Genomic DNA, 13,183 nt, shown 5'->3' on the forward strand with positions numbered 1-13,183 from the left:
GATTGATGTTGTAGGCCTGATAAGCGAAGCGCCGTCAGGCAGTGTTATGCGATTTTTCCAGCAGGAGGCTCTTGTGTCATCGTTCGACTATCTCAAAACCGCGATTAAGCAGCAAGGTTGCACTCTGCAACAGGTGGCTGACGCCAGCGGTATGACCAAGGGGTATCTGAGTCAGTTACTTAACGCCAAAATCAAAAGCCCCAGCGCGCAAAAACTGGAGGCGCTACACCGTTTTCTCGGGCTGGAGTTCCCGCGCCGACAGAAAAACATTGGCGTGGTGTTCGGTAAATTTTATCCATTGCATACCGGACACATTTACTTGATCCAGCGCGCCTGTAGCCAGGTGGATGAGTTGCACATCATTATGGGATATGACGATACGCGCGACCGCGGGCTGTTTGAGGATAGCGCCATGTCGCAGCAGCCCACCGTGTCGGATCGCCTGCGCTGGTTGCTGCAAACCTTCAAATACCAAAAAAATATTCGCATCCACGCCTTTAATGAAGAGGGGATGGAGCCTTATCCGCATGGCTGGGACGTCTGGAGCAACGGCATTAAAGCGTTTATGGCAGAGAAGGGAATACAGCCGAGCTGGATCTACACTTCCGAAGAGGCTGATGCGCCGCAGTACCTTGAGCATTTAGGGATTGAGACGGTGCTGGTCGATCCTGAACGCACGTTTATGAATATCAGCGGGGCGCAAATCCGCGAAAATCCGTTTCGTTACTGGGAATATATTCCTACCGAAGTGAAGCCGTTTTTCGTGCGTACCGTCGCGATTCTGGGCGGGGAATCAAGCGGCAAGTCTACGCTGGTCAATAAGCTCGCCAATATTTTTAATACCACCAGCGCCTGGGAATATGGCCGCGACTATGTCTTTTCGCATCTGGGCGGCGATGAGATGGCGTTACAGTATTCCGACTACGATAAAATTGCGCTGGGTCATGCGCAATATATTGATTTTGCAGTGAAATATGCGAATAAAGTGGCGTTTATCGATACCGATTTCGTCACCACCCAGGCATTTTGCAAAAAATACGAAGGGCGCGAGCATCCCTTTGTCCAGGCGCTGATCGACGAGTATCGCTTCGACCTGGTGATTTTGCTGGAGAATAATACGCCGTGGGTAGCTGACGGACTGCGAAGCCTGGGCAGTTCAGTGGATCGTAAAGCGTTCCAGAGCCTGTTGGTCGAGATGCTGAAAGAGAACAACATTGAGTTCGTTCACGTTAAAGAGGCTGACTACGATGGCCGCTTTTTGCGCTGTGTGGAACTGGTGAAAGAGATGATGGGCGAGCAGGGATAAGAACCAATGCCTGATGCGACGCTTACCGCGTCTTATCAGGCCTACAGTTTCACAACGTATTGGAATCGCTGGGTTTGTAGGCCGGGTAAGCGCAAGCGCCACCCGGCATTCAGACATTTATTTGGCAATACGCTTGTACTTGATACGCTTCGGCTCCAGCGCCTCGGCGCCCAGCGTGCGTTTCTTGTACTCTTCGTATTCGGTAAAGTTGCCTTCGAAGAATTCCACCTTACCTTCATCCTGATAATCCAGGATGTGGGTGGCGATACGGTCAAGGAACCAACGGTCGTGCGAGATAACCATCGCGCAACCAGGGAACTCCAGCAGGGCGTTTTCCAGCGCGCGCAGAGTTTCGATATCCAGGTCGTTCGTCGGTTCGTCGAGCAGCAGGACGTTGCCGCCCACCTGCAGCAGTTTCGCCAGGTGCAAACGACCGCGCTCACCGCCGGACAGTTCGCCAACGCGTTTGCCCTGATCGACGCCTTTGAAGTTGAAGCGGCCTACATAGGCGCGGCTTGGCATTTCAGTGTTGCCGATCTTCATGATATCCAGCCCGCCGGACACTTCTTCCCAGACGGTTTTGCTGTTGTCCATCGCGTCGCGGAACTGATCGACCGAGGCCAGCTTGACGGTTTCACCCAGCGTAATGGTGCCGCTATCGGGCTGCTCCTGACCGGACATCATGCGGAACAGGGTCGATTTACCCGCGCCGTTTGGCCCGATGATCCCGACGATAGCGCCTTTCGGCACCGAGAAGCTCAGGTCGTCGATCAGTACGCGGTCGCCGTAGGATTTACGCAGGTTGCTGACTTCAATGACTTTGTCGCCCAGACGCGGTCCTGGTGGAATAAACAGTTCGTTGGTTTCGTTACGTTTCTGATACTCAACGCTGTTCAGTTCTTCAAAGCGAGCCAGACGCGCCTTACCTTTCGACTGACGGCCTTTCGCGCCCTGACGCACCCACTCCAGCTCTTTCTCAATGGATTTACGGCGCGCCGCTTCGGCAGACGCTTCCTGCGCCAGACGCTGATCTTTCTGCTCCAGCCAGGAGGAGTAGTTGCCTTCCCACGGAATACCTTCGCCGCGGTCAAGTTCCAGAATCCAACCGGCGACGTTATCGAGGAAGTAACGGTCGTGGGTAATCGCCACGACGGTGCCTTCGAAGTCGTGCAGGAAACGTTCCAGCCACGCAACAGATTCGGCATCCAGGTGGTTGGTGGGTTCGTCGAGCAGCAGCATGTCCGGCTTTTCCAGCAACAGACGGCACAGCGCCACGCGACGGCGCTCGCCGCCGGACAGTTTTTCGACTTTGGCATCCCAGTCCGGCAGACGCAGAGCGTCAGCAGCGCGCTCAAGCTGCACGTTCAGATTATGACCGTCGTGCGCCTGGATAATCTCTTCAAGTCGGCCCTGCTCTGCGGCCAGCTTGTCGAAGTCGGCATCCGGATCGGCGTACAGCGCATACACTTCATCCAGACGTTTGAGGGCGTTAACCACTTCCGAAACGGCCTCTTCAATCGACTCGCGTACCGTGTGTTCCGGGTTTAGCTGAGGTTCCTGCGGCAGGTAGCCAATCTTAATGCCGGGCTGCGGGCGCGCTTCGCCCTCGATATCTTTATCGAGACCCGCCATGATGCGCAGCAGGGTAGACTTACCGGCGCCGTTAAGGCCCAGCACGCCGATTTTGGCGCCAGGGAAGAAGCTCAGCGAGATGTTTTTCAGAATATGACGTTTCGGCGGAACCACTTTGCCGACACGATGCATGGTATAAACGAATTGAGCCACGTTGGACTTCGCCTCTATGTTTATCGTGATGGTGAATAGATTTCAAAGGCGAAGTGTAGCCTTTTTCCCTGCCTAAGCCCAGCCAGCAGATCGCACTCGCAATAAAAGTAAAAAAGTGTCCGTAACGTGGCGCAAATGGCTATGACTGGTTAGCATAAATTCATTACGCGGCATGATGCTGCATTGGATAACAATTGAGGAAGAGCTTGTGGATAGAGCCAAACCATTTGTCTGGCGTCTCGTCGCCGCCAGCGTATGCCTGCTGACCTTTTGTCACCTCGCGCGGGCCGACTCACTGGAAGAGCAGCGTAACCGCTATGCGCAGATTAAGCAGGCCTGGGACAACCGCCAGATGGATGTGGTAGAGCAGATGATGCCGGGTCTGAAAGATTATCCGCTCTACCCGTATCTGGAATACCGTAAGATCACCGACGATTTGATGAACCAACCGGCGATTGCTGTCACGCAGTTTGTGCGCGCCAATCCTACGCTTCCGCCTGCGCGTACGCTGCAATCACGCTTCGTCAATGAGCTGGCGCGTCGTGAAGACTGGCGCGGCTTGCTGGCGTTTAGCCCGGAGAAACCCGGCACCACGGAAGCGCAATGTAACTATTACTACGCGAAATGGAGTACCGGGCAAACGGAAGCGGCCTGGCAGGGCGCGAAAGACCTTTGGCTGACCGGCAAAAGTCAGCCGAATGCCTGCGATAAACTGTTCAGCGTCTGGCGGGCCTCCGGCAAGCAAGACCCGCTGGCGTACCTGGAACGTATTCGGCTGGCGATGAAAGCCGGAAATACGGGTCTGGTTACGGTGCTGGCCGGACAGATGCCGGCGGAATATCAAACGATCGCCTCAGCGATCATTACCCTGGCTAATGACCCTAATAACGTGTTGACCTTCGCACGCACCACCGGCGCCACCGATTTTACCCGCCAGATGGCGGAAGTCGCGTTTGCCAGCGTCGCCCGCCAGGACGCGGAAAATGCGCGTCTGATGATCCCCTCGCTGGTACAGGCGCAGAAACTTAATGAGGAACAAACGCAGGCGCTGCGCGATATCGTTGCCTGGCGACTGATGGGCAACGATGTGACCGATGCGCAGGCGAAATGGCGCGATGACGCGATTATGCGCTCGCAATCGACGCCGCTTATCGAGCGGCGCGTGCGTATGGCGCTGGGGATGGGCGATCGTCGCGGTCTCAATACCTGGCTTGCCCGACTGCCGATGGAGGCGAAAGAGAAAGACGAGTGGCGTTACTGGCAGGCGGATTTATTGCTGGAGCGCGGTCGTGACGCCGAAGCGAAAGAGATCCTTCATGCTTTAATGCAGAAGCGCGGTTTTTATCCGATGGTCGCGGCGCAGCGTTTAGGCGAAGAGTACACGCTTAAAATCGATAAAGCGCCCGCCAACGTAAACAGCGCGTTGACGCAGGGGCCGGAGATGGCGCGTGTACGGGAGCTGATGTACTGGAACCTGGATAACACGGCGCGCAGCGAATGGGCGAATCTGGTAAAAAGCCGTAGTAAATCTGAACAGGCGCAGCTGGCGCGCTATGCGTTTAACCAGCACTGGTGGGATCTGAGCGTACAGGCGACGATCGCCGGAAAACTGTGGGATCATCTGGAGGAGCGTTTCCCGCTGGCGTATAACGATCTTTTTACCCGCTATACCCGCGGAAAAGATATCTCACAAAGCTATGCCATGGCGATTGCCCGCCAGGAGAGCGCCTGGAACCCGAAAGTAAAATCGCCGGTAGGGGCCAGCGGCTTAATGCAGATTATGCCGGGAACGGCCACCCATACGGTGAAAATGTTTTCGATTCCGGACTACCGCGGCCCCGGTCAACTGCTGGAGCCGGAGACCAACATCAACATTGGCACCAGCTATTTGCAGTATGTCTATCAGCAGTTTGGCAATAACCGTATTTTCGCCTCGGCGGCGTATAACGCCGGGCCGGGGCGCGTGCGCACCTGGCTTGGCAATAGCGCCGGGCGTATCGATGCCGTAGCGTTTGTCGAAAGCATTCCCTTTTCGGAAACGCGCGGCTACGTGAAAAACGTTCTGGCCTATGACGCTTACTATCGCCACTTTATGGGGCAGAAAGAGGCCTTAATGAGCGACTCTGAGTGGCAGCGACGGTATTAATGCAGACGGGTTATGTTATCATTTGTACTCGTGTAACAGTACAAACGGCGGTATAACATGACCCAGCATTCCCCTTATTCATCGGCTATCGCCGAACAACGTAATCAGGAGTGGCTTCGTTTTGTGGAGTTACTCCGTCAGGCATATGCAGAGGATCTGCATCTGCCTTTATTACAACTGATGCTTACGCCGGACGAGCGTGAAGCGCTGGGAACGCGCGTGCGCATTATTGAGGAGTTGCTGCGTGGCGAAATGAGTCAGCGCGAGTTGAAAACCGAGCTGGGGGCGGGCATCGCCACCATCACGCGCGGGTCAAACAGTCTGAAATCCGCGCCGGTTGAACTGCGTCATTGGCTTGAGCAGATACTGCTGAAAAGCGCCTGATTTGCTTGTAGGCCGGATAAGGCGAAGCGGCCATCCGGCAACATCGCTGCGAAATGCCTGATGGCGCTGTGCTTATCAGGCCTACAACATAGCGTAAATAATTATCGATACACCGCGTTATGAAACGGGCTGAGCGCCAGGATCACCGCCTGGTAGTAAACGCTGGAGCGCGTTAATTTTCCGGCGGTAAATACGCCAATGGCGCCCTCTTTGCGACCAATCTCGTCAATACCTGTGTACTGCGACATCACTGGGCCAAGCGCTTCCCCCTGGCGGACTCTGTCGAGAATGACGGCGGGCAGCGGCAGCGTGGCCGATCGCGCTTCACCGCGCTGAACGCCGTTATCAATCACCACCCAACTGAAGGTGGCGTCATCGTCAATTCCGGCTTCAATGGCTACCCAGAAATCAGCTTGTGGATGCAGGCGTCGCGCATTACCCACGCGATTTCGTGCGCCAGCACGCGTTTCCTCGCTTCCGAAGGGCTGCTCCGGTACGCCGCTCTCGACGGCGACGGGCGTAATATGGCACGATCCTTCGCCGAAAATCTCTTCAAATGCCTGTAGAATTGCCTGAATTTTGGCAGGATTGGTGGTCGCAGAGATAACCTGGTGCATAATTAAGCTCAGTTTTAAAAATTTATCGCAGTATAACGGAAAAAAACATGTTACAGGTATACCTTGTTCGCCACGGTGAAACGCAGTGGAACGCCGAGCGACGTATTCAGGGCCAATCGGACAGTCCCCTGACAGCAAAAGGCGAGCAGCAGGCCATGCAGGTAGGAGAACGCGCCCGCAGCCTCGGCATCACCCATATCATCAGCAGCGATTTAGGCCGCACAAAACGCACGGCGGAGATTATCGCCCAGGCGTGCGGGTGTGATATCACCTTTGACTCCCGCCTGCGCGAGCTGGATATGGGCGTGCTGGAAAAGCGCCAGATCGATTCGCTGACGGAAGAAGAAGAGGGCTGGCGTCGTCAGTTAGTCAACGGCACGCAGGATGGCCGCATTCCCGGCGGAGAATCGATGCAGGAGTTGAGCGATCGCGTTCATGCCGCGCTGGCGTCCTGTCTGGAGCTACCGCAGGGCAGCCGACCTTTATTAGTCAGTCACGGTATCGCGTTGGGCTGTCTGGTCAGTACTATACTGGGACTACCCGCCTGGGCGGAACGCCGGTTACGTTTGCGCAACTGCTCTATTTCCCGCATCGATTACCAGGAAAGCCAGTGGCTGGCGTCTGGGTGGGTGGTAGAAACCGCAGGGGACGTTTCGCATCTGGACGCCCCTGCATTGGATGAGCTACAGCGTTAACGACGAATCGGGATCAGAAATTCGCAGCGCAGGTTGATAGGGCGATCGCCGGTTTTGGTATCTTCTGACGGGTAGTATCGCTCTATATCCTGCCCTTTACGACGGGTCAGATTCAGCATTGGCATACAGGTGCCGTAAACGGTCAGGATAAAATCCTGCACGCCGGTTCCTAACCCTTCATAGGTGAACATGACGTATTCACCGCCCTGCAACAGCACGGGATGCGCCGACTGAACATAGCCATCGGCCTGCTCTTGCGGCAGTGCGGTGGTATAGAATACTTCCTGCTCATCGTCTTTCTCCATGCTGGGGCGCGTTTCATTAAGCCCATAAAGCACTGGCGGAATAGTTGGCGAATGACCGAGGAAATCATGCCAGAATTGCACGCGCATTTCGTGGCGGAAGTCGGAAATCTGTTCCAGCGAGCAGGAATAACTCTGCGTGACGCCAAGGAGCGGCGTATCTTCCAGCGTAACGAACTGATGTTCCGGCACGGTAAACTCGCCCAGCCGTAATGGCGGGCGAATGCCAAAGGCGCTCCATTCCGAGGAGCGACGATACAGCGCTGGCGTCTGGGAAAACTGTTTCTTAAAGGCGCGCGTAAAGGTTTGCTGAGAATCGAAGCGGTACTGAAGAGCAATATCCAGAATTGGACGCGCGGTCAAACGCAGCGCCACTGCTGATTTCGATAAACGACGGGCGCGGATGTAAGCGCCAATGGCGTGGCCCGTCACGTCCTTAAACATTCTCTGCAGGTGCCACTTGGAATAGCCTGCTTTTGCCGCCACATTGTCAAGTGACAGCGGCTGATCCAGATGACCTTCCAGCCAGATTAACAGGTCGCGAATTATGCCAGCCTGATCCATAAAATATCCCCATCCTTTCAACAACGAGCACCCGATATCAGGTAAGAGGATAATAGCATTTTTTGTTCTTTTAGCATTCAGTGTTTTTTTTGAGCTTAAATGCTTTTTTTAGGCAACGTGACAGGTAATTATTCTAATCCTGTGATCTATAACCATTTTATTTTAGAATGTCTAATAATTACGCAACGTAACTTTTATGAATGGTAACAATATGAAATACAAGAGCTTAGTACTTTTCTCAATTTTGTTGCTGCTGGGGCAGAGCGCCCGTGCGGAACAAATTGGTTCAGTCGATACGGTATTTAAAATGTTCGGTCCTGACCATAAAATCGTGGTGGAAGCTTTTGACGATCCTGATGTCAAAAACGTGACGTGCTATGTTAGCCGGGCGAAAACGGGCGGCATAAAAGGCGGATTAGGGCTGGCGGAAGATACGTCTGACGCCGCCATCTCTTGCCAGCAGGTCGGGCCTATTGAACTGAGCGACAAAATTAAGAACGGCAAGGCGCAGGGAGAGGTGGTGTTCAAAAAACGCACCTCATTGATATTTAAGTCATTGCAGGTCGTGCGTTTCTATGATGAGAAACGCAACACGCTGGCGTATCTGGCCTACTCCGACAAAGTAGTCGACGGATCGCCGAAGAACGCCATCAGCGCGGTGCCGGTCATGCCGTGGCGACAATAACAGGGAAAGAGTATGCAGCAACCGCAGGTCTGGTTAGTCGAGGATGAACAGGGAATCGCCGATACGCTCATCTACACCCTGCAACTGGAAGGGTTTACCGTTGAGCTATTCGCTCGCGGGCTGCCCGCGCTGGAAAAAGCGCGTCAGCAACGGCCGGATGCGGTGATTCTCGATGTGGGACTACCGGATATCAGCGGCTTTGAGCTGTGTCGGCAGTTGCTGGAACGCCATCCTGCGCTGCCGATTCTTTTCCTGACTGCCCGTAGCGATGAAGTGGATCGATTGCTTGGTCTGGAGATCGGCGCAGATGATTATGTCGCCAAGCCGTTCTCGCCGCGCGAAGTGAGCGCCCGCGTGCGCACGCTGCTGCGCCGGGTGAAAAAGTTTGCTGCGCCGTCGCCGGTGGTGCGTACCGGACATTTTGAACTCAATGAACCGGCGGCGCAGATCGCCTGGTTTGGTACGCCGCTCTCGCTGACGCGTTATGAGTTTCTGCTCCTTAAAACCCTGCTGCTGTCGCCGGAACGCGTGTACTCGCGTCAGCAATTGATGGATATTGTCTGGTCTGATGCCCAGGAGACCTTCGATCGGACGGTCGATACACACATCAAAACCCTGCGCGCTAAACTACGCGCGATCAATCCGGAGCTCTCGCCAATTAACACGCATCGTGGAATGGGATACAGCCTGAGGAGCGTCTGATGCGCATCGGAATGCGTTTGCTGCTGGGCTACTTTCTTATTGTCGCCGTCGCCGCCGTGTTTGTGCTGTCTATCTTCGTTCAGGAGATAAAGCCGGGCGTCCGCCGCGCGACGGAAGGGACGCTGATTGACACCGCAACGCTGCTGGCGGCGCTGGCCCGCGACGATCTCCTTTCCGGCAACCCGACTGGCGGCCAGTTGGCGAAGGCATTCGCCCAGCTGCAACATCGCCCGTTTCGCGCCAATATCAGCGGGATCGTCAAAGTGCGCAATGAATACCATGTCTACATGACGGATGCGCAGGGGAAGGTGTTGTTTGATTCGGAAAACAAAGCGGTGGGGCAGGATTATTCTCGCTGGAATGACGTCTGGCTTACGCTGCGCGGACAGTATGGCGCCCGCAGCACGGCAAAAGATGCTGCCGATCCCAATAGCACCGTGATGTACGTAGCCGCGCCGATAATCAGCGATGGACGGATTATCGGCGTCCTGACTGTCGGCAAACCGAATGCGGCAATGGCGCCGGTGATTAAGCGCAGCGAACGGCGCATTCTGTGGGCCAGCGCCGTTTTACTGGGAATTGCGCTGGCGATTGGCGCGGGGATGGTCTGGTGGATTAACCGCTCCATCGCCCGGTTGACGCGCTATGCGGATTCCGTCACCGAAAACCGCCCGCTTGCGTTACCTGCATTAGGCAGCAGCGAGCTGCGTAAACTGGCGCAGGCGCTGGAGAGTATGCGCATTAAGCTGGAAGGCAAGAATGAGATTGAGCAGTATGTGTATGCGTTGACTCATGAGCTGAAAAGTCCGCTGGCGGCGATACGCGGCGCGGCGGAGATTCTGCGTGAAGGACCGCCCGCGGATGTGGTTACCCGCTTTACAGAGAATATACTGGCGCAAAATACGCGAATGCAGGAGCTGGTAGAAACCCTGCTGCGCCAGGCGCGGCTGGAAAACCGACAGGATATCCCTCTCGCGCCGGTTGCTGTTGATGAACTATTTACGCAGCTTAGCGAGGCGCGCAGCATTCAGTTGGCGGCAAAAAATATCACCCTTACTCTACGGCCTTCCTCGCTGGTTGTCGTCGCCGACGCGGAGCTTCTGGCGCAGGCGTTGGGCAATGTGTTGGACAATGCCATCGACTTTACGCCTGAAAATGGCGTTATCACATTAAGCGCTCAACCGATGGGAGAGAAAGCGATCCTGCAGGTGACGGATTCCGGCTGTGGTATTCCTGATTTTGCGCTGCCGCGCATTTTCGACCGATTCTATTCGTTGCCCCGCGAAAACGGGCGTAAAAGCAGCGGGCTTGGACTGGCGTTTGTCAGCGAGGCGGCGCGACTCCTCAACGGTGAGGTGACGTTGTGCAATCGTCCCGAAGGCGGCGTGCTGGCCTCGTTGACACTTCACCGTCACTTCACATAACTTCAAATTCTCCCCACATCGCGTTCTTACACTGCTGGTATTGCAAAGGAGAACGCTATGTTGAAATCCCCCCTGTTGTGGAAAATGATTACGTTAGGCGGCGCCATGATCCTGCTGTTAATTCCCCTGATGATGGTACGGCACACCATCGTGGAACGTGCTGATTATCGAAGCCATGTAGAAGCCGCTATTCGTCAGAGTACCAGCGGCCCACAAAAGGTTGTCGGCCCGCTGGTGGCGGTTCCGGTGACAGAGCTCTATACCGTGCTGGAAGAGGAGAAAGAGGTCCAGTATAAGCGCAGCTATCTCTATTTTTGGCTGCCGGAGTCGCTATTGGTCGAAGGCAATCAAAACGTTGAAGCGCGAAAAATAGGTATTTATCAGGGGCAGGTGTGGCATACCGATATGGCGATAAAGGCGGAGTTTGATGTGGCCCGTCTGCATGAGCTGAACAGACCGAACATTACCCTTGGAAAGCCCTTTATCGTCGTGGGCGTCGGCGATGCGCGCGGTATCAGCGCAGTAAAAGCGCCGCAGGTGAATGGTGAAACGCTCACTGTAGAACCGGGGACCGGCTTACCGGAAAGTAGAGAGGGCATTCATATCCCGCTGCCGGACAGTCAGTGGGCGACGCGCAACCTGACGTTGGCGATGTCGCTAAATTTAAGCGGAACCGGCAGCTTTTCACTGGTTCCCGTCGGGCGTAGCAGTGAAATGACCCTGACCAGCAACTGGCCGCACCCAAATTTTGTGGGGGATTTTCTTCCCGGTAAACGCGCAATCAGCGGTTCGGGATTTCAGGCCCAGTGGCAAACCAGCCGGTTTGCCACGAATCTCGGCGAACAGTTTGCTGATGCGCAAAAGGTGGATTGGGACAACTTACCGGCGTTTAGCGTCGCTGTATCGACGCCAGCCGACCAGTATCAACTGACGGACAGAGCGACGAAATATGCCATTTTGTTGATTACGCTAACGTTTATGGCTTTCTTTGTCTTCGAAACCCTGACGGGGCAGCGGTTACACCCGATGCAGTATCTGCTGGTGGGGTTATCGCTGGTGATGTTCTACCTGCTGTTGCTGGCACTGTCGGAACATATCGGTTTCACGCCAGCCTGGATCGCCGCCAGCCTGGTGGGCGCGTTGATGAATAGCGTTTATTTGCAGGCAGTGCTGAAAGGATGGCGCAATAGCGTACTGTTTACGCTAGCGTTATTGGCGCTGGATGGCGTGATGTGGGGATTGCTGCGTTCGGAAGATAGCTCGTTGCTTCTGGGTACCGGCGTTCTGCTACTGGCGCTTGGCGGCGTGATGTTCCTGACGCGCCATCTGGACTGGTATTCGCTCTCTTGTCAGCAACGTAAGTCATTACCGCCAGTACAAGATGACGAATTACGTTTGTGGAAATAAATCTAACGGGCGCGCGCGTTAACGTTTTCCCGCGCAGCGCCAGAAAATGTGATGCCGTTAGTTATAGGTCAGGTTTAATGTTGCCGTGGCATTCGCTTGCCCGGCCGTTACCGTGGCGGCGGTTTTATAGTAGCGCGCGCTAATTTTCAGGGTGGTCGACATATTCATGGTTCCGCCGTTAACCGTCTGGCTGCCATCGGCATTGGTGGTAATCGTGTGAGTAAAGAGATCAATTTTTTGATTGATTGGCAAACTGTCGGTAAAGAAACCGGCGTCCGGCGCCTGAATACCCAACTGTACGCCAACGCCGGTTGCGCTGGTTGGCGCGCTTGCATTGCTCAACTGGATGACTGAATTATCAGGATTGTTTCCTCTGGCCGGTTGGGCGCTTAACGATGCGGAAATAGCGGTGCCTTGTTCGCAGGTCAATAAGATATCCTGCTCGCCTGTGCCCGCCGTTTGACTGTTAGCGAAACTGCCTAAATTGACGCTGCCTAAATCAACGGTGATGGCAGGTGTTTCTACCCGACATCCCATCGCTTTCATAATCAATTGTGTATTCCCCAAATACAGATGGGTCAGGATATCGCCGCCGGAGTCTTCCGTTGCGCTATCGCGAAAGGATACGCGCGCCAGTGGGCTTTGGAATGTCGCGGTACCGGAGGTGATCGGACCTCCTAAGGCGACCAGTTCAACATTGTAGGCGGGAGCCATCGCATGGTGTGTTTTATTGCCATCGCCATTATGGTAGGTATTATCGATTGGCATGACATTATCGTAAGGGCCAGCATTCGTTTGGGTTTTAATCGCAATGCCCACGCCGGAAATGCCGGTGCTAAATACCGGTGTGTTGTTCCCGTCATTCGCATTGATTGTCGCTGATGTATTTGACTGCGCGCTACCGGGTTCATATAAAAAACCGACCTTATAATCGCGACTACAGCCATCCATTGTGACTTCGGAGGTGGAAAACCAGCCCGATTGCCACAACACTTCGCCTGCGGTATAGGCGTGGCTATCCACCACAAGCTGCGACGGCGGGGTGATAGTGATCGCGCCTTCATTTCCGGAACGTTTACAGGAGGCGTAACCATGACCGGAATACGCGAACAGCAGAATAAGCGCCAGATATAACCTTCTCATGAAAAATTCCTGCTTTTATACCA

At 54.7% G+C, this 13,183-nt stretch carries 12 protein-coding genes; 8 read left to right on the forward strand and 4 right to left on the reverse strand.

Annotated elements, in window-relative coordinates; translation table 11 throughout:
* The first annotated feature begins 73 nt into the window (after positions 1 to 73).
* Positions 74 to 1,306, forward strand: a complete 1,233-nt coding sequence (nadR, locus tag ACFK9X_RS04315; RefSeq protein WP_001519486.1) for a multifunctional transcriptional regulator/nicotinamide-nucleotide adenylyltransferase/ribosylnicotinamide kinase NadR — start codon at positions 74 to 76, stop codon at positions 1,304 to 1,306.
* A gap of 117 nt (positions 1,307 to 1,423) precedes the next feature.
* Here nadR and ettA read toward each other — a convergent pair whose 3' ends face one another.
* On the reverse strand, positions 1,424 to 3,091 hold the full coding sequence (gene ettA, locus ACFK9X_RS04320) for an energy-dependent translational throttle protein EttA (RefSeq protein ID WP_000046770.1): 1,668 nt from the start codon (positions 3,089 to 3,091) through the stop codon (positions 1,424 to 1,426).
* 175 nt (positions 3,092 to 3,266) lie between these two features.
* Here ettA and sltY point away from each other — a divergent pair, with 175 nt between their 5' ends.
* On the forward strand, positions 3,267 to 5,237 hold the full coding sequence (gene sltY / locus ACFK9X_RS04325; protein WP_202441434.1) for a murein transglycosylase: 1,971 nt from the start codon (positions 3,267 to 3,269) through the stop codon (positions 5,235 to 5,237).
* A 57-nt stretch (positions 5,238 to 5,294) separates the two neighbouring features.
* Complete coding sequence (trpR, locus tag ACFK9X_RS04330; RefSeq protein WP_000192005.1) at positions 5,295 to 5,621, forward strand: trp operon repressor; 327 nt, start codon at positions 5,295 to 5,297, stop codon at positions 5,619 to 5,621.
* Positions 5,622 to 5,722: 101 nt separating this feature from the next.
* Here the strand turns inward: trpR and yjjX are convergent, their stop codons facing one another.
* Complete coding sequence (yjjX, locus tag ACFK9X_RS04335; RefSeq protein ID WP_000554315.1) at positions 5,723 to 6,238, reverse strand: inosine/xanthosine triphosphatase; 516 nt, start codon at positions 6,236 to 6,238, stop codon at positions 5,723 to 5,725.
* A 47-nt stretch (positions 6,239 to 6,285) separates the two neighbouring features.
* Here yjjX and gpmB point away from each other — a divergent pair, with 47 nt between their 5' ends.
* Positions 6,286 to 6,933 carry a 2,3-diphosphoglycerate-dependent phosphoglycerate mutase GpmB gene (gene gpmB / locus ACFK9X_RS04340; RefSeq protein WP_000942363.1) on the forward strand — a complete coding sequence of 216 codons (648 nt, stop codon included), beginning with the start codon at positions 6,286 to 6,288 and terminating at the stop codon, positions 6,931 to 6,933.
* On the opposite strand, the gene robA is transcribed toward gpmB, so the two are convergent.
* Entirely contained in the window at positions 6,930 to 7,799 is an 870-nt protein-coding gene (robA, locus tag ACFK9X_RS04345; RefSeq protein ID WP_000371685.1) for an MDR efflux pump AcrAB transcriptional activator RobA, read from the reverse strand. The genes gpmB and robA overlap by 4 nt on opposite strands.
* Positions 7,800 to 8,010: 211 nt before the next feature.
* Here robA and creA point away from each other — a divergent pair, with 211 nt between their 5' ends.
* From creA to creD, 4 genes are read left to right on the forward strand one after another with little or no spacing between them, the layout of a single operon-like run.
* On the forward strand, positions 8,011 to 8,484 hold the full coding sequence (creA, locus tag ACFK9X_RS04350; RefSeq protein WP_000875811.1) for a protein CreA: 474 nt from the start codon (positions 8,011 to 8,013) through the stop codon (positions 8,482 to 8,484).
* A gap of 12 nt (positions 8,485 to 8,496) precedes the next feature.
* Complete coding sequence (gene creB / locus ACFK9X_RS04355) at positions 8,497 to 9,186, forward strand: two-component system response regulator CreB (protein WP_001187047.1); 690 nt, start codon at positions 8,497 to 8,499, stop codon at positions 9,184 to 9,186.
* Positions 9,186 to 10,610, forward strand: a complete 1,425-nt coding sequence (creC, locus tag ACFK9X_RS04360; RefSeq protein WP_151115665.1) for a two-component system sensor histidine kinase CreC — start codon at positions 9,186 to 9,188, stop codon at positions 10,608 to 10,610. The genes creB and creC overlap by 1 nt, the downstream gene beginning before the upstream one ends.
* Before the next feature lie 57 nt (positions 10,611 to 10,667).
* Positions 10,668 to 12,017 (forward strand): cell envelope integrity protein CreD, encoded by a 1,350-nt coding sequence (gene creD, locus ACFK9X_RS04365; RefSeq protein WP_076737687.1) that lies wholly within the window; start codon positions 10,668 to 10,670, stop codon positions 12,015 to 12,017.
* A 57-nt stretch (positions 12,018 to 12,074) separates the two neighbouring features.
* On the opposite strand, the gene sthE is transcribed toward creD, so the two are convergent.
* Positions 12,075 to 13,160, reverse strand: coding sequence for a fimbrial major subunit SthE (sthE, locus tag ACFK9X_RS04370; protein ID WP_151115667.1), 1,086 nt, complete (start codon positions 13,158 to 13,160; stop codon positions 12,075 to 12,077).
* Between the last annotated feature and the right edge of the window lie 23 nt (positions 13,161 to 13,183).

Source organism: Salmonella sp. WC3, assembly GCF_042932255.1.
Lineage (GTDB): Bacteria > Pseudomonadota > Gammaproteobacteria > Enterobacterales > Enterobacteriaceae > Salmonella > Salmonella enterica.

Bases quoted from the DNA above. Each gene is read 5' to 3' on its own strand.
- creC (WP_151115665.1), top strand. From the start codon at position 9,186: ATGCGCATCGGAATGCGTTTGCTGCTGGGCTACTTTCTTATTGTCGCC.
- trpR (WP_000192005.1), top strand. From the start codon at position 5,295: ATGACCCAGCATTCCCCTTATTCATCGGCTATCGCCGAACAACGTAAT.
- yjjX (WP_000554315.1), bottom strand. From the start codon at position 6,238: ATGCACCAGGTTATCTCTGCGACCACCAATCCTGCCAAAATTCAGGCA.
- creB (WP_001187047.1), top strand. From the start codon at position 8,497: ATGCAGCAACCGCAGGTCTGGTTAGTCGAGGATGAACAGGGAATCGCC.
- creA (WP_000875811.1), top strand. From the start codon at position 8,011: ATGAAATACAAGAGCTTAGTACTTTTCTCAATTTTGTTGCTGCTGGGG.
- gpmB (WP_000942363.1), top strand. From the start codon at position 6,286: ATGTTACAGGTATACCTTGTTCGCCACGGTGAAACGCAGTGGAACGCC.
- robA (WP_000371685.1), bottom strand. From the start codon at position 7,799: ATGGATCAGGCTGGCATAATTCGCGACCTGTTAATCTGGCTGGAAGGT.
- sltY (WP_202441434.1), top strand. From the start codon at position 3,267: ATGCTGCATTGGATAACAATTGAGGAAGAGCTTGTGGATAGAGCCAAA.
- creD (WP_076737687.1), top strand. From the start codon at position 10,668: ATGTTGAAATCCCCCCTGTTGTGGAAAATGATTACGTTAGGCGGCGCC.
- sthE (WP_151115667.1), bottom strand. From the start codon at position 13,160: ATGAGAAGGTTATATCTGGCGCTTATTCTGCTGTTCGCGTATTCCGGT.